Source organism: Ditibartonella apihabitans, assembly GCF_002007485.1.
In the GTDB taxonomy this organism is placed as follows: domain Bacteria; phylum Pseudomonadota; class Alphaproteobacteria; order Rhizobiales; family Rhizobiaceae; genus Bartonella; species Bartonella apihabitans.
The window spans coordinates 926,520-945,614 of the sequence record NZ_CP015820.1; the positions used below are offsets into that span (position 1 = coordinate 926,520).

Consider the following 19,095-nt stretch of genomic DNA (forward strand, 5'->3'; position numbering starts at 1 on the left):
AAAGGTGACAGAGATTGAGCCGGCAGAATGAACAAAAGCGGGTGACAGTACCGGCAATCAAAGCGAGAAAAGGCAACGACCCTATTGTTTCGTTGACTGCCTATTCAGCCAATTCTGCACGAATTGCGGATCCTTATTGTGATTTTCTGCTTGTCGGAGATAGCGTGGGTATGGTGGTTCATGGCTTTGAAACGACTCTGCCGGTTACTGTCGATATGATGATTCTTCACGGACAGGCAGTTATGCGTGGTTCGAAACACGCACTTGTGGTTGTTGATATGCCCTTTGGCTCTTATGAAAAAAGTCCCGAGCAAGCTTTTTCCAATGCTTCCCGTATTCTTTCCGAAACTGGTTGCGGGGCAGTCAAAATTGAGGGTGGTGCCGAAATGGCAAAGACCGTCCACTTTCTTGCGCGTCGCGGCATACCTGTTATGGGACATGTCGGCTTGATGCCACAATCTGTCAACAATTTTGGGGGATTTAAAACGCAAGGTCTTCACCAAAGTGATTGGCCACGTATTGAAGGTGATGCATCAGCCATCGCCGAAGCGGGCGCTTTTGCCATTGTTCTTGAAGGTGTTGTCGAACCATTAGCGGCAAAAATTACACGCGATCTGTTTATCCCGACAATCGGCATTGGTGCTTCCAACCAATGTGACGGGCAAATTCTTGTGATGGAAGATATGCTGGGCTTTGGTGCATTTGTACCGAAATTTGTTCGCCGTTATGGCAATCTCGAAGAGCAAATGGCCGAAGCTATCAAACATTATGCAAGTGACGTGAAAACACGCTCATTTCCGGCTGAAAAAGAGACTTATTCTAAGCCCGAAGAATAGACGATTTTGCTATTGATAAAGGCAAAAGTGGAACCCCCGAATTTTGGAGGATAGATTATCTATCCCGAACCATTAAGCCTCGACAGGCAGAATAAAAGGCGTTCCTTCAAATGCTTCCGCGCCGCGGCCTATATCGGCAATCGCAGAACGCATACGCCCGCCACGATCAAGAATTTTATCGGCAAGCGAAACCATTAATTTGTTCGGTGTGGCGGTTGAAGAGTTTTCCCGCAAAAGTCGGGCAATCGACGCTTCACTTTTTTGCGGCTGAAGTGCGCAGGCAATGACAAAAGCCGCAGCCGTCGAGCGCGAAATCCCCATAAAGCAGTTTATCAGGAGCGGATGGGCACGGTTCCAGTTTTGTGCGATTTCAAGAATTTTATAAATTTCGGTTTCACTCGGGGCAATAAGCCCTTCCTGCGGCTCGTTAATGTCATTGAATTCAAGAAAATAATGACACTCTTCTTCAATCATGGCCGGGCGATCCATAGGCGTGCCCTTGTTCATCAAAGTGATGAGTTCCCGCGGTTGGTGGCGAATTGCAGTCTCTGTGAGTTTTGAAAGAGGGGAAACGATCAGGTAGGCCATCAATGTGCTCTTTCTTGTTCGATTACATTGAAACGGGCCAAAAACGCGCCTTCAATTTGCGGTGTTGGTCGCGCTATCAGATCAAGACCTTGGGGAGTTATCGTTTCCGGTTCGCCAAAATAACGGATTGCTTCAGCTTTGCTGAAACCGGCAAGAGTGCTTGCTTCAAAATAGGCTGCTATACGGTCGGCTTGTTTCAATTGTTTTACGATTTTTACCCGAAGTTCGGTCGGAAGGCTGAAGCGGATGCGGATTGCATCTTCGAGCCTTTTTTCAATCATTTCATAACTTCCGCCCATCACGGCTTTGAAGGGAGAAATCATGTCACCAATGACATATTCGGGCGCGTCATGGAGAAGGGCGAGTTGTTTTTCATCAGCCGTGGCTTCGGGAAACAAGCGACGGTAGATTTTCTCGACCAGCAAAGAATGTTGGGCAACCGAATAGGCATATTCGCCTTTTGTCTGGCCGTTCCAGCGGGCAACACGCGCAAGACCGTGAGCAATGTCGGTAATTTCGACATCGAGAGGAGAGGGATTTATGAGGTCAAGCCGACGTCCCGACAACATCCGTTGCCAGGCACGTGCTTCTCCTGTCCTTGTTATTTCGGCATCAGCCATTTATTCACCTTCCGACACATCTTCCGGAAAACCGTAATTCATATTCGGTGCAATTGTCAGAGTGACTGGCACATTTTCCACGAAAAAAGGAACGTTTTTGTCAATGCCGGCCTTTACCTTGTCAATCCGCACAATTGCCGAGGCACGTTTGCCAATGACTGTACCGAGATTGCCAACGGTTTTTCCCTCACATACGATAGAGCCAGTGGCGGGTAAATTATCTTTTCCTTCGACGACCAACATCCTGCGGCGGATAGTGCCTCTATGGTGCATACGGGAAACCACTTCCTGACCGATATAACATCCTTTTTTATAGGAAATGGCACCGGTTTGATCAAAATTGATATCGTGCGGGAATACATCGCCAATTTTGAAATCTTTTCCACTCTCGGCAATTCCATATTTTATGCGCAGAAGATCCCACTGATCGGCGGAGTTTTGCGAAAAGGGGAGGGCGGCCATGTTTTTCCCGTAAAAGCGGGTGACTTTTTCTTGTGGTGGAAACCGTTTATCAGCAAAACTTGAATCACTTTCTGAAATAAGTGAATCACTTTGCCAAGAAATCCCTATAACCGGTTCAGGAGACTCACTAATTTCAACTTTTGACCGCAAGCGATAGAGGTTTAAGCGTTTTTTGAAACTGTCGGCAAGGTCGGCCGAAATATCAATGACAAAACCGTCGTCAATGCGACCGATCAAAAAATCGAAAATCACCTTCCCTTGCGGCGAAAGCAGCGCACCGGGCCACATTTCTCCGGCACCTATTTTTTCGACATCGGTAGTGATCAACCGTTCGAGAAAATGCGTTCTATCTTCGCCTGTAATTGTCAATATACGGCGGTTTTCTAGGGTGAGAGAGCAGTGATTTTCGACCATTTTCCTTGCCTTTCTTCTCGCATTTACGTAATCGGTATAGTTATGGGCTGCAAGGAGCAAAAGTAATGTCGAGAACATTTGATAAAATTTTTAAAGGCGGAACAGTTGTCAATCATGACGGTATCGGTCAAAGGGACATTGGCGTTCTTAATGGACGCATTGCCGAAATAGGCGATCTGTCGGCTTGTTCGGCTGGTGAAACGGTTGATTGCACGGGACTTCATATTCTGCCTGGTATGATTGATAGTCAGGTGCATTTTCGCGAACCCGGTGGCGAATATAAAGAAGATCTTGAAACCGGTACACGTTCTGCCGTATTGGGCGGCGTAACCTCGGTCTTTGAAATGCCGAATACCAATCCATTGACAACAAGCGAGGCTGCCCTTGCCGACAAAGTGAAACGCGGCTACCACCGGATGCATTGCGACTTTGCTTTCTGGGTCGGCGGAACACATGAAAATGCCCGCGATGTCGGTGAGCTTGAACGTTTGCCCGGTGCTGCCGGTATAAAGGTATTCATGGGGTCATCAACTGGTAATCTGCTGGTTGCCGATGATGAAGGTGTTACCGAAATTCTGAAACACACCCATCGTCGGGCGGCATTCCACTCCGAAGATGAAGCACGGCTTAACGAACGCAAACATTTGCGTGTCGAAGGTGACCCGACGTCCCATCCGGTTTGGCGCGACGTGGAAGCAGCACTTCGTTGCACAAAAAGGCTTGTAAAAATTGCTCATAAAACCGGTGCACGCATTCACGTTCTTCATGTTTCAACAGCCGAAGAAATCGAGTTTCTCAAGGGCCATAAGGATGTTGCCACTCTGGAAGCAACACAACATCATCTGACTTTGACAGCAGATGATTATGCCCGCCTCGGTACACTCATCCAGATGAACCCGCCAATCCGTGAAAGCCGCCATCGCGCCGGTATATGGTATGGCGTCAGACAAGGCATTATTGACGTTCTCGGTTCCGACCATGCACCACATACATTGGAAGAAAAGCACAAAACCTATCCGGCTTCTCCGTCCGGCATGACCGGTGTCCAGACCACAGCTGCCATTATGCTTGACCATGTTAACGCTGGCAGGCTTTCGCTGGAACGTCTTGTCGATCTTACCTCCCATGGCCCCAATCGTGTTTTCGGTATCAGCCGCAAGGGGCGTATTGCCGCCGGCTATGATGCCGATCTCACAATCGTCGATTTGAAACGTGAAGAAATTATCCGCAACGAACAAATCGGATCGAAAGCCGGTTGGACACCTTATGACGGCAAGAAGGTCAAGGGGTGGCCTGTTGGCACGATCATTCGTGGGAAAACTGTTATGTGGCAGGGCGAAATCGTTACACCATCAACCGGCGAGCCGATCGAATTTCTGGAATGCCTGCACCACACGAACTGATTATGCAGAATGGGTATCAAAACTGTCGGCCTTGATGCCGATGATACGCTTTGGCATAACGAGAAAATATTTCGGGAGGCTGAACAATATTTTGTTCAGCTTCTTGGACGTTGTGCCGATAACGAAATAATTGAGCGTACACTTTTTTCGACAATTGCTCGTAACCTCGGCCTTTACGGCTATGGTTTCAAATCATTCACACTTTCGATGATCGAAACAGCGAGTCACCTTTATAACAAGGTTATCCCGTCTTCAAAGATGAGAGAGATCATTTCGCTTGGTCAATCCTTGATGGATAAACCGGTAAACTTGATCGACGGTGTCGTCGAAGGGCTTGAAGCACTCCGTAAAAATTACCGTTTGTTGCTGATAAGCAAAGGCGATCTCGTCGAGCAAAACCGAAAGGTCGAAAAATCGGGATTGAAAAGCTATTTTGATGGCATCGAAATTGTCAGCCATAAAGACAAACCTGTTTATGAAGAACTGTTAAAACGTAACAGAGTGGATGGAAACGAATTTGTAATGGTCGGTAATTCGTTGAAATCGGATATTCTACCGGCTCTCGAAGCAGGTGCTTATGCAGTCTACATACCCTATGATATTACGTGGGTTCATGAAATGGCAGAGGAACCGTATGACAATGCCCGCTATTTCAAAGTCGACAAGTTTGCCGATCTTCCCGAATTTTTAAAGATGATCGACCACAAAGGGTAAACCGTTCTTTCCACCACATGGAATGGTGAAGCTTACAAAGTGGGAAGACCCGCTTTAACATCATCGTTATTCGGTTTGTTGAAGAAAACGACTAGTCACCGGTGATGAAAAACCGCCATTTACCGTCAGGTGTAATGCCAATTCTGAAAAAGGAATATGTGCCGATTTCTTTCATTTCTTCAAGGTCACCGGCCGTCATAATCTGGAATAGCTCGACAAGCTGAGGCTTTGAAAGATTATCGATCGGCATGGCAACGAAATAGGGCCAGACGTAAATTTCCTCGTCGTCTTCGTCGTTAAGATGCACATAACCGGAATTGAGAAGGTCAATCATGATAGCCATGGTTTCAAGCCCATCACCATCACCGGAAAGCTGCTTGATATAAGCGATCGGATCCTTGACATTATCGGAAACGGAAAGTTGCGTCGGGTCGCTACTGGTACCCAGTAACGGTTTCAGATTGTTGACATCACCACTTTTTGCCGCATCAATAATTTTTTGCCGCATCAATTTTACTGGCGCGGGCAGTTTTTCAATATCGTATTCAACCTTTGGTGGCGTATCGTCGTTGTTCGAAGTTTTACTTTTCTTCGCTTCCGGTAACGGAATGGGGTTAGCAGCGTCATCTACTTTCGGGACATCGGTGTGCACTTTTATATCGTCATTGGTCATATCTGTTGACGCAACGCTAACAGAACTGGCCAGAGGAGAAGCGAGCACCAAAGCCCCCAAGAGCAAACAAAAACCGAATGATTTCAATGAAATAAAATCCTTTATTGAATCGTTTTATGATCGCTAAGTTCACCCATTACGACTTTATCGCGCATATGGGATAGAAATTTGAGTACCTGTTTTTCGTTACGCGCCTGTAGTAAATATTTAAGCGCGGTATCAAAGGCCGCTTCGGCCAGAATTTCTGGCTCGATACCATTGGAAATACCGCCAACCCATGCTTCGGATTGAAACTCATGGGCTGCGTGTTTTTGCTCTTCAGCGATAATGGCCGAAAGATCAGTATTCGTTTGGCTCATCAGTGAACTCGTTCTATCAGTGCTGTTTGGTGAAATACATTAGCACAATTTCACCGCCTGTCAGTCCTAATAGTCAAAAAAGGTTAATTGCCGTACCGGTTCAAAAGTTCATGTGAAAGGGCTGTTCCTTCCTTGATATAACGGCGATCAGCATCAACGGCTGCTTTTGTGCATGTGTGATAATTATCCGAGAAAGCGCGATAGGCATCGTTGAAGCTTGCGTAAAGTCGTGCACGACGCGTTGGTGTCGGGTTTTCGGCTTTGATCAGCTCTTCCATCTTGTCGCGCCACAGGGATGTCTTCTCTCCGCATAGATTGCGCAGGTAATGGAGTGAACCAAGTATTTCGGCAAGCCGTAACATTTTGGCATCATATTGGGGGACAGGCTCGGCATCGGCCGGCGCAGCAGCAAAAAGAAAAGCCATAATAACAAGAGTTTTCAAATACTTGTTCATGTTTTCGGACTCATTTTGTTATTCAGACAAAAAGCTATCTTGATAAGGATATTTCTATAGGTCTTTTTGAAGCTTATAAGCAATGCCAAAACGTAACCGGAGATTTTGAAAGCCGGAGTTTTTGTCCATCAAGTCCTTCATCATATATTTTGTTTTTGGTGGCTGAACCGGCTATGGTGGTTATAAATTTCCTGACTTATCCAGCGAAGAAAGATTGGCCTTTTGTCTTTACGATACATATTTTCCGGTGACGGTAAGAATATTCAGCGACAGCAATTGTCATTTTCCGTTTGGAAAAACCGGTTTTTGATCGCAAAAACGTTAAACTGATGAATTAAGAAGGGTAGCCATGTGTGGGCGGTATGAGCTTGATGCCTCGAAAAGCGAGGTTGCAAATGCATTTGACGCTTGGATAGAAGAAGATTTCCCGAAACGCTATAATATTGCGCCCACACAACCGATTTTGGTTATCAAGGCACCTGAAGCCTATCGCGATGCTTTGTCGAACAAACCCAAACATGATGCCTTGCTAGTGCGCTGGGGATTCATTCCTTCCTGGACAAAAAATCCCGATCAATGGCCGCTAACATTCAATATACGGTCAGAAACAGTAGCGGTGAAAAAGTCTTTCACCAATGCGCTTCGCCATCACCGTGTCATTATTCCGGCAACAGGTTTTTATGAATGGAAAAAACAATCTCGCGGCAGATCACAGCCTTATCACGCTGCACTTGACGATAACTCTATCATCGGTTTCGCTGGACTCATGGAAACATGGAGTGGTAGCGAAGGCTCGCAAATCGACACGGCTGCTATTTTGACAACAGAGGCAAAATCGCCGCTTTCAGAAATCCACCACCGTATGCCCGTCATTGTCAGGCGGGAAGATATTGATAGATGGCTTGATTGCCGGAATTTTCGCCCTGCCGATGTTATGGATATTTTAAAAAATACACCAGCCGAACACCTTCATGTTTATCCTGTGTCCGATAAAATCAATAATGCTGCTTATTCAAGGAGCGATGTGAAAGAAAGGATAAATCCTGTCGAAGATTCCGGCGACAAAGCTCAACAGCGAAACAATAAGGATCAAAAACGGGGGAAAAGTCCAAAGATTAAAGACCAGTTTGATCTTTTCTAAATGCGTCACTGGAATATTTAAGGATAATTAGGGTAAATGCCTTAACTGTTTTTGAATAGCTTGGCAAAGTTTTGGCCTTACCTGACAGACGAAAGACGATTGATGACCAATTTGCATTTTTATAACACGTTGACGAGAACAAAAGAGGATTTTCATCCGATAGACGCCAATAAAGTGCGCCTTTATGTTTGCGGCCCTACAGTTTATGACTATGCCCACATCGGCAATGCGCGTCCGGTCGTGGTCTTTGACGTTTTGTTCAGGTTATTGCGTCATGTCTATGGAAATGACCATGTTATCTATGCTCGCAACATTACGGATGTGGATGACAAAATCAATGCGCGTGCTGCCCGCGATTATCCGGAACTGCCGTTAAATGATGCTATCCGCATTCTAACAGAAAAAACCAACAAGCAGTTTCAGGAAGATGTTGCAGCTCTTGGTTGCTTAACGCCTACAACGCAACCACGTGCGACAGATAATCTCGATAATATGCGTGCAATGATCGAACGGTTGATCGAACGTGGTCACGCTTATGTTGCAGAAGATCACGTATTGTTTTCTGTTTCCAGTATGGGAGATCATCCCCGTTATGGTGCTTTGGCCCGCCGCTCGCTTGATGAAATGATGGCTGGCGCCCGTGTTGATGTTGCAGCCTATAAGCGTGACGAAATGGATTTCGTTTTGTGGAAACCCTCGAAAGAGGGGGAACCGGGTTGGCCTTCACCTGCGGGAATTAAAGCCAAAGGGCGCCCAGGTTGGCACATTGAATGTTCCGCAATGTCTATGGCAAAATTATTGGTACCCTTTGGGGGTGGTCTCACATGCGATAATCCTGCCAATAATATTTTCGATATTCATGGTGGCGGCATCGATCTGGTTTTTCCCCATCATGAAAACGAGATTGCCCAAAGCTGTTCGGCCTTTGGAACAGAGCGCATGGCAAATTTGTGGATGCATAACGGTTTTCTACAGGTCGAAGGGCAGAAAATGTCCAAAAGTCTGGGCAATTTTATTACCATTCATGATGTGTTGGAGACCGAACTTGCGGAACTAACTTCCGATATTGATGAAACGATGCGTCATCAATGGGTGGGATTAAGTGCGCGTCTTTCGATGTTGCAAACGCATTATCGTGAACCGTTAAACTGGACAGCCCAGCGCCTTGCGGACTCAAGTACTGAACTCTATCGCTGGTATGAACTGCTACGCCAAAAAAACGTTCGTTCTTCAACTCCGGCACATCCTGCAGACGAACTCGTCGAGGCTTTGGGCGAGGATCTCAATTGCTGGAGCGCCATTACCTATCTGCGGCAATATTTTAAATCGGAAAATGTTAGTGCCCTCAAGTCCGGCATGGAGCTTATGGGGTTGTTGCATGAAAACTGGTTGGACGAGGACAATTGCCCGCTCTTTAATAAAAAAAGCGGCATTGATAGCGAGTATGTCGAGAGCCAAATTGCCAAACGCTTGTCGTTTATCAAAGAGAAAAATTGGGCTGAAGCAGATCGTATCAGAGACGAGCTTGGAAACAAAAATATATCGCTGAGGGACGAGAAAAATCCGCAAACAGGCGAACGCGTGACACATTGGGAAATCAAACATTAATCCCGCCAGAATTCGCCACTGGCAATGATAAAGAAGGTCTCGGAAATGGATTACCTTTTTGGCTATGGCTATGTGGCACTCAAGCTTTTTATAGGACTTGCAGTTTTTTTGCTGGTGCTTCGAACAAGCGGTCGGGGAAGTCTCAGTCAAATGACCCCGACGGATTTGATCAGCAATTTTGTTATGGGCGGTATTATCGGCGGCGTCATCTATAATCCGAAAATCACCGTTATCCAGTTACTGATTGTTTTGATTATCTGGCAATTACTGGTTATCGGTTTGAATTATCTCCGTCGTCATTCGGTGTTTTTTCATAATCTTGTCGCAGGTGGCGATGTCGCATTGGTGCTTGACGGAAAATTCCAGATGGATGAAATCAAGCGGCTCAATATTGATGTGAACGACTTTGCAACCATGCTCAGAATCAAGGGTTGCGCACTTCACGAAGTTGCTTTTGCGCGTCTTGAATCAAATGGAAGTCTTTCGGTTATTCGGAAGGAAGAAGGCAAAAACGCAACGCTTGTGGTCAAGAATGGTAGCATTGTTGATGGCAGTCTCGACGAAATAGGAAAAGATGAAGCCTGGCTCGAAGAGCAGTTAAAGAAGAAAAAAGTTTCCATTGATGATATCTATGCCGCCGAGTGGTACGAGGAAAAAAGCCGTAATGGCAGAACGCGCACTGGACTTTTTATTGTAAAAGGCACTACTTCCTGATTTTGACGAGATTCTAAAAGAGCGGGACCGTTTGACAAATGCTCATGACAAAACCTGTTTCAAAAGAGACTAAAATATTTCCTGCCAATATTTCAGGTTTTTTGGCGGCACTGGGTGCCTATGTCATTTGGGGCATCTTTCCCCTTTATATGAAAGCGGTTGCCCATATTCCGGTTATGGAAGTTGTCGTTCACCGCATTTTGTGGTCGCTTCCTATAGGTCTTGGTATCATTATTGTGATCGGGCACGGTCGAGCACTTTGGACTGCATTAAAGCAGCCGAAAATGGTGGCTATGGCCTGTCTCACATCGGCGTTAATTACCGCCAATTGGAGCATCTATATTTGGGCAATTGCCAATAATCATGCTGTTGATGCAGCGCTCGGTTATTATATAAATCCGCTCGTCAATGTCCTGTTGGGGCTTATTTTTTTACGCGAGAGGCTTAATCGCTGGCAATGGTGTTCCATCATGTTGGCGATTGTTGCTGTTCTCATTTTAACGATCAATGCCGGCGGCCTGCCGTGGATTGCGATCTTGTTACCGCTGACTTTCGGGTTTTATGCTTTTTTCAGAAAATCCTTGCCCATCGGACCGACAGAAGGGTTCTCACTCGAAACATTGATTATGACTATTCCGGCAATCATCGGGTGGGGTTATTTTATTGCAACGGGCCAAGATTATTTTTTCCACGGTACATGGAAAGATGTGGGGCTGCTCGTATTGGCTGGTCCCTTTACCGCAATTCCGTTTATCCTGTTTGCGGTCGGTGCGAAGATGCTCAATTTGACGACCTTGGGGCTCATGCAATATTTAACGCCGACATTTCTATTTTTAATCGCAATTTTCGTTTTTCATGAACCATTTTCAACGGTGCAACTTTTTGCTTTCTCACTGATCTGGCTGGGTCTTATCGTTTACACCGCAGCCAGCCTTTCGACGATGAAACATAGACAACCAAAAGAAACGATAATCGAACTTAAAAAACATCCGCAAAAATAAGAGATATTTCGACCATAATGAACCGTTAAATTCCGACAATGGAACGTCGTTCAACTTTAGCCTTGATGGAAGGGCATCGAAAAATTTTAATGCCTTATAATGGGTGAGATTCCTGATTTCTTGAAATGGCGGTGACAATTTTTTCAATGTCGTCAATAACAAGCGGTTTCAGCTTGTGATTGGAGTGGATGAAGCCTTGTCTCGCCATATGGTCGAGAAGTGCAATCATCGGGTTATAAAAGCCGTCTATGTTGGCAAAGGCTATCGGCTTTGTATGCCGCCCAAGTTGTGCCCATGTCATGATCTCGACAATTTCTTCCAGTGTTCCGATGCCACCAGGTAGGGCGAGAAATGCATCGGAGCGATCAAACATCAGTTGTTTGCGCTGGTGCATTGTTTCGGTAACAATGAATTCGTCAAAGAGATCATCATTTTTATTCCGCGCTTCCTTTTTGATAAGAAAATCCGGAATGATTCCTACGACTTTTCCACCATTGCTTTTTACCGCCCGCGCAATTGTGCCCATAATGCCGCTCGTGCCGCCACCATAAACAAGCGTAATGCCGGCTTCAGCCAGCAATTGGCCAAGCCGGTTGGCCGATTGGACATAATCGGGATTGTTGCCCGATGAAGAACCACAATAAACACAGATAGAATTGATTTTTGTCATGGGGGATGTTTTGCCGTTTAATAAAATTTTCGTCAAGAAAAAACCTAAGATTGAGGAAAAGGTTCAATTGAACCAGTTTGGTATTCCGTTTGTGTGGCAAATGGAATAGGACATAAAAAGTTTTTTATTGTGCTTTAAACAGGATTGTTCATGGCATTCTTTTTGTCGATGAAAAAATTTGCCGTAACTTTGACGCTCGACTTTATCGCGGCGGTTATTTTGTTTGTCGGCACTCTTCATGCTGACGAATTGAAAAATAATGGCCAGCCCGATCAACTTGAAAGTCCGAGTTTCGAGAGTTTCATGTTGAACGATGAAAGCTTTGCCGTCATCGTCGGAAAGGCTCCTGCAAATGCCAAAGTCGAGCTCATCGACGGAGCCCGAAAACTCGGCGAGACGACCGCTGACGACAAAGGCAGCTTCACCCTGACTTTGCAAAAAAAACTCGGGAAAGGTCAATACCATTTTGTCTTAAGAGCGACAGACCAGTCGGGAAAATCATTCACATCGGTTGAAACTGTAACGGTTATCATATCCCATAAAGTCCCGGATGGCATGGCTGCTTTTATGAACGATCCGGCAGGCGCCTCGCGGTTTATTTCCAATGCACCGGGAATAATCGAAATCGGCAAGAAAACGCATAATAATTTTGATGTAACAAGAATTACCTATAAAAACAGTATTCTGACGATCAGCGGTCAGGCTGAAAAGAACATGCAAATCATCGCGACACTCGGAAATATGCGCCTTGGCAGTGACAAGACAGACATTAACGGGAAATTCGAGCTCTCCCGTTTTGTGTCACTTTTTTCCGGTGACCATGTTTTTCGCATTGATTTGTTTAATGACGGCGGAGAAAATGTCGGTTCGTTAGCCATACCTTTTCGTATTGACGAACGCCATCATCCTGTGAACCAGCTTTATCGGGATGGCAAGCCGGTAAAAACCGTGATTGTCGAAAAGGGAGACAGTTTATCGTCTATTGCCGAAAAAGCTTATGGATCAAGCCGTTATAGCGAGGCAATATATTCGGCTAATTCTGCTATCTTAAAAAACCCTGACCATATCACGAAAGGGCAGGAATTGATTTTGCCCGAGATAGACAACTCGCAAAAATCCAAAGCAGCAAATGCCCAGACCAATTTGAAAGAAAAATGACAGAACCAAACAGAGCAAAAACCGTTTCGGCCGATTCCGGAAATACATTTCGTACAATCCTCAATCTTTGGCCTTATATGTGGCCATCCGATCGTCCGGATCTAAAGCTGCGCGTTTTATGGGCAGTTCTTTATCTCGTTTTGTCAAAACTGGTTCTGATCTCGGTTCCTTATTTTTTCAAATATGCCACAAATGCTCTGAATGTCGATTATACGCCGCCTTCATGGCTTCCGGCTGTTTTTGCCGCGCCATTTATGATGGTTCTTGCCTATAATGTGGCACGAATTTTACAGGCCGGTTTAAACCAGTTACGCGACGCTTTGTTTGCAACAGTCGGTCAGCATGCTGTCAGAAGATTGGCCTATCAGACTTTCGTTCACATGCATGAGCTGTCTTTGCGGTTCCATCTTGAAAGGCGAACCGGCGGTTTATCACGTGTGATAGAACGCGGGACAAAAGGCATCGAGGCCATTGTCCGCTTTTCAATATTAAATACGGCACCAACCGTTCTGGAGTTCGCGCTCACTGCCTTGGTAGTCTATATCAGTTACGGCTGGCATTATATGAGCGTTGTCGCAATTACTGTCGGCCTCTATACATGGTTTACGATCAAGGCAAGCAATTGGCGCATTTCAATTCGCCGTCAGATGAACGAGTCGGATACCGAAGCAAATACGAGGGCAATCGACTCGCTTTTGAATTACGAGACTGTGAAATATTTCGGCAATGAAGACCTTGAAGCAAAACGTTTTGATAGCTCCATGGCGGGCTATGAGAAGGCAGCCATCAAAACCTGGATTTCACTGGGATGGCTCAATTTCGGGCAGGCGATCATATTCGGTGCCGGCATGGCAACAATGATGCTGATGTCGGCATATGAAGTCATGCATGGCACACAAACGCTTGGCGATTTTGTTTTCATCAATGCGCTGCTCATGCAGCTTTCGATACCGCTTAATTTCATCGGTTCGATTTATCGCGAAGTCCGTCAAGGTTTGACAGATATTGAAGCCATGTTTGATCTTCTGGATGTCAAACAGGAAGTGACCGATGCACCCGATGCAAAGCCATTGATTGTTAAAGAAGGCGAAATCCGCTTCAATCATGTCGAATTTTCTTACGATACAAACCGGCAAATTCTAAAAGATATAGATTTTTCAGTACCGGCGGGAAAAACTGTTGCCATAGTCGGGCCTTCAGGGGCGGGAAAATCAACAATTTCAAGGCTGTTATTCCGCTTTTATGACGTTCAAAAAGGCTCGATTATGATTGACGGGCAGGATATCCGTTCAGTGACGCAGAAAAGTTTACGCAATGCAATCGGCATGGTGCCACAGGATACAGTGCTTTTTAATGATACAATTGCTTATAATATCCGTTACGGTCGTCCGGATGCTTCTGACGAAGAAGTGAAAAAAGCGGCTGAAATGGCGCAAATAGGGGATTTTATTGCCCAATTGCCTGATGGTTACCAGTCAATGGTTGGCGAACGCGGGTTGAAGCTTTCAGGCGGCGAAAAACAGCGTGTTGCTATTGCCCGCACGATTTTGAAAGCTCCGCCAATTCTGATACTTGATGAAGCAACATCCGCACTTGATACAGCAACGGAACTGGAAATCCAATATGCACTTGATGTTGTAAGTCGCGGACGGACGACCTTGGTCGTCGCTCACAGACTTTCCACAATCATCGGGGCGGATGAAATTCTTGTTTTGAAAGGCGGACGCATTATCGAACGCGGCAAACATGATGAATTGCTCGCCAAAGGTGGTCTTTATGCTTCAATGTGGCACAAACAGCTTGAAGCTTCCAAGGCAGAAGAACAATTGCGCAAAATTCGCGAGGAAGATGAGTTGGGCATTGTCTCCCCTCATTGACAACTATCTTGCGTAGAATGATGAAACAAACTATCGCTTTTTTCACATTGATTGGATAAATAGGAACCGGCTTCGTATTGAACGGGTGGGTACGGTGTAAGATAAATGGGGTATACGCGTATGAGCATTGTAAGATCGGTTCGTAACGGTTTTGCGCCCATCCATAAGGAAGGGTACCCGTTTATCGTCGGATTCTTCATTTTATCGCTGGTCCTTGGCTGGATGTGGGATCCGCTTTTCTGGTTCGGTTTGGTCCTAACTATCTGGTGCATCTATTTTTTTCGCGATCCGGAACGGGTCACACCGATTGACATGAACCTTGTTATGAGTCCGGCTGACGGCCGCATTTCCTTCGTCGGTATGTTTATGCCGCCAAAGGAACTTGGCTTGGGCAACGAAGAGATGATGCGGGTATCGGTGTTCATGGATATATTTTCCTGCCACATCAATCGCATTCCGATGGATGGTGTTGTGAAATCCATCATCTACCGTCCGGGAAAGTTCGGAAATGCCGAGCTCGACAAGGCAAGCGATCATAATGAAAGAAACAGCCTTGTCATTGAAACAGCGCACGGCGATATCGGCGTTGTACAAGTGGCTGGTCTTGTTGCCCGTCGCATAGTATGCTGGTCGAAGGAAAATGAACCTGTGGTCGCAGGCAAACGGTTCGGTCTTATCCGCTTTGGTTCCAGACTTGATGTTTATCTGCCAGCCCATGTAAAATTACGGGTGGCAATCGGGCAGAAGGCTATTGCCGGTGAAACTGTTTTTGCTTCGTTTGACAAAAGCGCGACCATAACAGACTTTAGACTGGATTAGATTTTAATGGAGAGCTCTTCGCCTTTTTCTTCTTTTGACCCCGAGGGACACAAAAATGATGATGTGAAGCCGCGTCGATCAATTTCGATACGCTTTGTTCTTCCTAACGTTATCACAATTCTGGCTATATGCGCTGGTGTAAGCAGTATTAGGCTCGCTTTTGAACACCGTTTCGAAACGGCGATTTTAATGGTTTTGCTTGCTGCTGTGCTCGATGGTGTGGACGGCCGGTTGGCGCGTCTTATGGGCGGTGGCTCTTCATTCGGTGCGCAAATGGACTCTTTGGCCGATGTGGTAAACTTCGGTGTTGCACCGGCATTGATTGTCTATTCTTTTCTCCTCAATCAGGCTCATCAGGTGGGCTGGATAGCGGCACTGGTTTATTGTATTGCCTGCTGTTTGCGCCTTGCCCGTTTCAATGTGATGATTGATAACAAACATATTCCGCGCTGGCAGAGGGAATATTTTGTCGGTGTACCGGCTCCGGCGGGTGCGTTGTTGGTATTGCTACCAATTTATCTTGGTTGTCTCGGGCTTGAACCGGGGGCTGGCTGGGCTTTGGTTTTCAGCCTTTATACAGTTGTTATCGCTTTCCTACTCATTAGCCGTCTGCCTGTCTGGAACGGTAAAACAATTGGTCAGCAATTGCGCCGCGATGTCGTCATACCCGGTATGCTTGTTGTTGTGATCTATGTCGGCTTTCTTGCCACTTACACGTGGCAGGTACTTCTCGTTACTGCAATCGGTTATATGGCATTCCTTCCATTCAGCTTGATGGCCTATCAAAAACGCTCGGTTCGTGAAGCAGCAAAAATAAAAGACGGCGCTGCAACCGAGGATGAAGAAGAGGAAGACAAGGACTAGATTACCAATCGGATTTCTCGTCTTTATCTAATTTATTTCATACATGATGAATTCTTGCATCTTGATGTTTTGATTGAACTGGTTGTGTTCTACATCGGGCTGACAAATCCGAAATCTGAAAAACCGGCTTTCAGGTTCGAAGGTCTTTTTTGTTTTAAGACAGTTTCCGGAATTTGCGCGGAATCTTCAGGCTGTCAAAATTCATTACGCGACGTGTACCGGTCGGAATTTATAGGATTGTCATAAAATATTCCGGCAATATGTGCGTGATAAGAACTGCTGCAGTTGTGGGCGTTAAAAAGTGCAGGGGGTTATAAAAACCCATTTTTCGTGAGGTTCTTTCTGCTGACGAAAAATGCATTGCGCGATCTGCGCCATTTCTGGACGCGGATGGAGTTTTTAGAAGATAACCATGCAGGAAAAACTGTTCGGCTTTTCCTGCCTTTCATTCCGGTTTTTCTAATCAGGAACATGATAGGTGAGAAAACGGTTTTTACGAGCGTCAAAAAAACCGCCGGTCTCTTCAAGGTCGGGGGAAGCAAGTTGAACAATCTTGGCTGCAATTTCTTCCGCAGATGGCAATGTGTTCGGGTCTTCTCCCGGCATAGCTTGCGCACGCATAGCGGTGCGTGTTGCTCCCGGACTTGCCATATTCACCTTTACAGAGGTGTTCTTCAATTCGTCGGCCCAACAGCGTCCCAACACCTCGAAGGCAGCCTTGGAAGCCGCATAAGGTCCCCAAAAAGCTCTTGGTTTATGTACAACACCGGAAGAAAAAAGAATTGCACGCGCACAATCCGACTTTTTTAAAAGCGGTTCGACAGCGCGGATCAAACGCCATTGGCTGATGACATTGATTTCAAATACATCTTCAAATGTTTTTGCTTCGACATGCGCAACCGGTGAAATGGACCCCAAAACACCGGCATTGGCAACCAGAACATCCAGTTTATGCCAACGTTCGTTAATCTCGTTTCCCAACCGGTCAATGGCTTCCATATCGTGGAGATCAAGCGGTACCAATGTTGCAGTGGAACCTGCTTTGACGATTTGGTCATCAAGCTCCTCCAAGCCGCCAACAGTTCGCGCGACAGCAATGATATGAGCGCCGCGTTTTGCAAGTTCCAATGCAAGATGATAGCCGATACCTCGTGAAGCACCGGTTACAAGAGCAACACGCCCCTTAAGGTCGAATGTTTGATTTTTTTCCATTATCGTCCACAATTCAAAACAGCGAGTTTATGAACATTATCGGCATTTTCTTCGTCGACCAGACGTGTCGGATAATCGCCGGTAAAGTAATGGTCGGTAAATTGCGGATCGGCATTGTTTCTCACCTCACCTCCGACAGCCATATAAAGCCCGTCGAGAGACAAAAATTGTAACGAGTCAGCACCGATAAATTCACACATGGATTTCAAATCAGGAAATTGATTGGCAAGGAGTTTCGATGCTTCAGGGGTATCGATGCCGTAAAAATCGGGATAAAATATCATTGGACTTGCAACGCGTATATGGACTTCCTTGGCTCCTGCGTCACGCAGCATTTGTACGATTTTGATGGACGTCGTGCCCCGAACAATTGAATCATCAACCAGCACAACGCGTTTTCCTTCAATAACAGGGCGGTTGGCTGAGTGTTTGAGTTTGACACCAAAGGCACGGATTTGTTGTGTCGGCTCAATAAATGTCCGGCCTACATAATGGTTACGTATAATACCGAGTTCGAATGGAATGCCGCTTTGCTGTGCGTAACCGAGTGCTGCCGGTGTGCCACCATCGGGAACAGGGACAACCACATCACCATCACAAGGAGCTTCTTTGGCAAGATAAATACCCATATTTTTGCGCGCATTATAGACACTGCGTCCACCAATAATCGAATCAGGGCGGGCAAAATAGACATATTCAAAAAGACAAAGTTTTTCCGGTTTTTTATCTTTCGGCTTGATCGTCTTGATTGTGACGTCACCGTCTTTTTGGAGCTGACAGATAATAACCTCGCCATTTTCGACGTCACGGATATATTTGGCGCCGATAATATCAAGCGCGCAGGTTTCCGAGCAGAATATAGGTTTGCCATCAAGTTCACCCATGACGAGCGGCCGGATGCCGACGGGGTCGCGAGCGGCAATGAGCTTTGAACGGGTCATCGCGATCATTGCAAAACCGCCTTCGATCTGGCGGATAGCGTCAACAAAACGTTCGGAAGATTTTGCGTGACGCGAGCGGGCGATGAGATGAAGAACAACTTCCGAATCGGAGGTTGATTGGCAAATTGCACCCGAAGCAATGAGCTGGCGGCGTATTGTAAGCCCGTTGGTAAGGTTGCCATTATGGGCAATAGCAATGCCTCCCACTTCGAGTTCGGCAAAGAGCGGCTGAACATTGCGCAGTGCCGTCTCTCCCGTGGTCGAATAACGTGTGTGACCGATCGCCCGGTTACCGGGGAGATTGGCCAAGGTTTGCGGGTTGGTATAATGGTCGCCAACAAGCCCCATATGCTTTTCCTGATGGAATACATGCCCATCATAAGAAACAATACCGGCTGCTTCCTGTCCACGATGCTGCAATGCGTGGAGGCCAAGTGCCGTTAGTGTTGCCGCATCATCATGCCCCAGAATTCCGAAAACTCCGCATTCTTCATGTAAACTATCGTCGTCGAAAGAAAAATCCGGTTCACAAAAGACCTCTTTTGCCATTTTGACCATCCCGTAGA

Annotated in this window: 20 protein-coding genes; 11 read left to right on the forward strand and 9 right to left on the reverse strand. The window is 46.1% G+C overall.

The genetic code is table 11. The features are described from left to right. Nucleotides 1-14: 14 nt before the first annotated feature. Nucleotides 15-836: a 3-methyl-2-oxobutanoate hydroxymethyltransferase gene (gene panB / locus BBC0178_RS04125; RefSeq protein WP_077970940.1), complete on the forward strand. Its 822-nt coding sequence runs from the start codon at nucleotides 15-17 to the stop codon at nucleotides 834-836. 72 nt (nucleotides 837-908) lie between these two features. Here the strand turns inward: panB and BBC0178_RS04130 are convergent, their stop codons facing one another. From BBC0178_RS04130 to ygfZ, 3 genes are read right to left on the reverse strand one after another with little or no spacing between them, the layout of a single operon-like run. After that, on the reverse strand, nucleotides 909-1,424 hold the full coding sequence (locus tag BBC0178_RS04130) for a tyrosine phosphatase family protein (RefSeq protein ID WP_078039312.1): 516 nt from the start codon (nucleotides 1,422-1,424) through the stop codon (nucleotides 909-911). Then, on the reverse strand, nucleotides 1,424-2,044 hold the full coding sequence (locus BBC0178_RS04135; protein ID WP_078039313.1) for a YfbR-like 5'-deoxynucleotidase: 621 nt from the start codon (nucleotides 2,042-2,044) through the stop codon (nucleotides 1,424-1,426). Before BBC0178_RS04135 ends, BBC0178_RS04130 begins: the two co-directional genes overlap by 1 nt. Continuing rightward, nucleotides 2,045-2,920 carry a CAF17-like 4Fe-4S cluster assembly/insertion protein YgfZ gene (gene ygfZ / locus BBC0178_RS04140; RefSeq protein WP_078040355.1) on the reverse strand — a complete coding sequence of 292 codons (876 nt, stop codon included), beginning with the start codon at nucleotides 2,918-2,920 and terminating at the stop codon, nucleotides 2,045-2,047. A gap of 65 nt (nucleotides 2,921-2,985) precedes the next feature. Between ygfZ and BBC0178_RS04145 the strand changes: the two genes are divergently transcribed. Together BBC0178_RS04145 and BBC0178_RS04150 are read left to right on the forward strand one after the other, a co-directional pair. Continuing rightward, nucleotides 2,986-4,323, forward strand: coding sequence for a dihydroorotase (locus BBC0178_RS04145; RefSeq protein WP_078039314.1), 1,338 nt, complete (start codon nucleotides 2,986-2,988; stop codon nucleotides 4,321-4,323). A gap of 9 nt (nucleotides 4,324-4,332) precedes the next feature. Next, complete coding sequence (locus tag BBC0178_RS04150) at nucleotides 4,333-5,037, forward strand: HAD family hydrolase (protein WP_078039315.1); 705 nt, start codon at nucleotides 4,333-4,335, stop codon at nucleotides 5,035-5,037. 91 nt (nucleotides 5,038-5,128) lie between these two features. Here BBC0178_RS04150 and BBC0178_RS11680 read toward each other — a convergent pair whose 3' ends face one another. The 3 genes from BBC0178_RS11680 to BBC0178_RS04165 all read right to left on the reverse strand — a co-directional run bounded on the left by BBC0178_RS11680 (nucleotide 5,129) and on the right by BBC0178_RS04165 (nucleotide 6,524). After that, a complete protein-coding gene (locus tag BBC0178_RS11680; RefSeq protein WP_149867418.1) occupies nucleotides 5,129-5,797 on the reverse strand; it encodes a hypothetical protein in 669 nt (222 codons plus the stop codon). Nucleotides 5,798-5,811: 14 nt separating this feature from the next. Then, entirely contained in the window at nucleotides 5,812-6,069 is a 258-nt protein-coding gene (locus BBC0178_RS04160; RefSeq protein WP_077970950.1) for a hypothetical protein, read from the reverse strand. An 83-nt stretch (nucleotides 6,070-6,152) separates the two neighbouring features. Further along, nucleotides 6,153-6,524: a TIGR02301 family protein gene (locus BBC0178_RS04165; protein ID WP_077970952.1), complete on the reverse strand. Its 372-nt coding sequence runs from the start codon at nucleotides 6,522-6,524 to the stop codon at nucleotides 6,153-6,155. Nucleotides 6,525-6,873: 349 nt separating this feature from the next. Between BBC0178_RS04165 and BBC0178_RS04170 the strand changes: the two genes are divergently transcribed. From BBC0178_RS04170 to rarD, 4 genes are all read left to right on the forward strand, one after another. Next, nucleotides 6,874-7,665 (forward strand): SOS response-associated peptidase, encoded by a 792-nt coding sequence (locus BBC0178_RS04170; protein WP_078039316.1) that lies wholly within the window; start codon nucleotides 6,874-6,876, stop codon nucleotides 7,663-7,665. A gap of 102 nt (nucleotides 7,666-7,767) precedes the next feature. Further along, nucleotides 7,768-9,273 (forward strand): cysteine--tRNA ligase, encoded by a 1,506-nt coding sequence (gene cysS / locus BBC0178_RS04175; protein ID WP_078039317.1) that lies wholly within the window; start codon nucleotides 7,768-7,770, stop codon nucleotides 9,271-9,273. A 45-nt stretch (nucleotides 9,274-9,318) separates the two neighbouring features. Continuing rightward, the gene (locus BBC0178_RS04180) at nucleotides 9,319-9,987 is read left to right on the forward strand and encodes a DUF421 domain-containing protein (protein ID WP_077973494.1); all 669 of its coding nucleotides are present in this window, start codon (nucleotides 9,319-9,321) and stop codon (nucleotides 9,985-9,987) included. 38 nt (nucleotides 9,988-10,025) lie between these two features. Continuing rightward, nucleotides 10,026-10,988: an EamA family transporter RarD gene (gene rarD, locus BBC0178_RS04185; RefSeq protein ID WP_418214910.1), complete on the forward strand. Its 963-nt coding sequence runs from the start codon at nucleotides 10,026-10,028 to the stop codon at nucleotides 10,986-10,988. Between the two features lie 94 nt (nucleotides 10,989-11,082). On the opposite strand, the gene BBC0178_RS04190 is transcribed toward rarD, so the two are convergent. Further along, a complete protein-coding gene (locus BBC0178_RS04190; RefSeq protein WP_078039318.1) occupies nucleotides 11,083-11,658 on the reverse strand; it encodes an LOG family protein in 576 nt (191 codons plus the stop codon). Between the two features lie 150 nt (nucleotides 11,659-11,808). On the opposite strand from BBC0178_RS04190, the gene BBC0178_RS04195 reads away from it, so the two are divergent. The 4 genes from BBC0178_RS04195 (at nucleotide 11,809) to pssA (ending at nucleotide 16,376) form a co-directional block, all read left to right on the forward strand. Continuing rightward, entirely contained in the window at nucleotides 11,809-12,816 is a 1,008-nt protein-coding gene (locus BBC0178_RS04195; protein ID WP_078039319.1) for a LysM peptidoglycan-binding domain-containing protein, read from the forward strand. Then, entirely contained in the window at nucleotides 12,813-14,693 is a 1,881-nt protein-coding gene (locus BBC0178_RS04200; RefSeq protein WP_078039320.1) for an ABCB family ABC transporter ATP-binding protein/permease, read from the forward strand. Before BBC0178_RS04195 ends, BBC0178_RS04200 begins: the two co-directional genes overlap by 4 nt. A 120-nt stretch (nucleotides 14,694-14,813) precedes the next feature. Then, nucleotides 14,814-15,512, forward strand: a complete 699-nt coding sequence (locus tag BBC0178_RS04205; protein WP_078040357.1) for a phosphatidylserine decarboxylase — start codon at nucleotides 14,814-14,816, stop codon at nucleotides 15,510-15,512. A 6-nt stretch (nucleotides 15,513-15,518) separates the two neighbouring features. Then, complete coding sequence (gene pssA / locus BBC0178_RS04210; RefSeq protein ID WP_078039321.1) at nucleotides 15,519-16,376, forward strand: CDP-diacylglycerol--serine O-phosphatidyltransferase; 858 nt, start codon at nucleotides 15,519-15,521, stop codon at nucleotides 16,374-16,376. Between the two features lie 459 nt (nucleotides 16,377-16,835). Here pssA and BBC0178_RS04220 read toward each other — a convergent pair whose 3' ends face one another. Together BBC0178_RS04220 and purF are read right to left on the reverse strand one after the other, a co-directional pair. After that, a complete protein-coding gene (locus BBC0178_RS04220) occupies nucleotides 16,836-17,588 on the reverse strand; it encodes an SDR family NAD(P)-dependent oxidoreductase (protein WP_078039323.1) in 753 nt (250 codons plus the stop codon). Further along, a complete protein-coding gene (gene purF / locus BBC0178_RS04225) occupies nucleotides 17,588-19,078 on the reverse strand; it encodes an amidophosphoribosyltransferase (protein WP_418214911.1) in 1,491 nt (496 codons plus the stop codon). The genes BBC0178_RS04220 and purF overlap by 1 nt, the downstream gene beginning before the upstream one ends. Nucleotides 19,079-19,095: the final 17 nt, after the last annotated feature.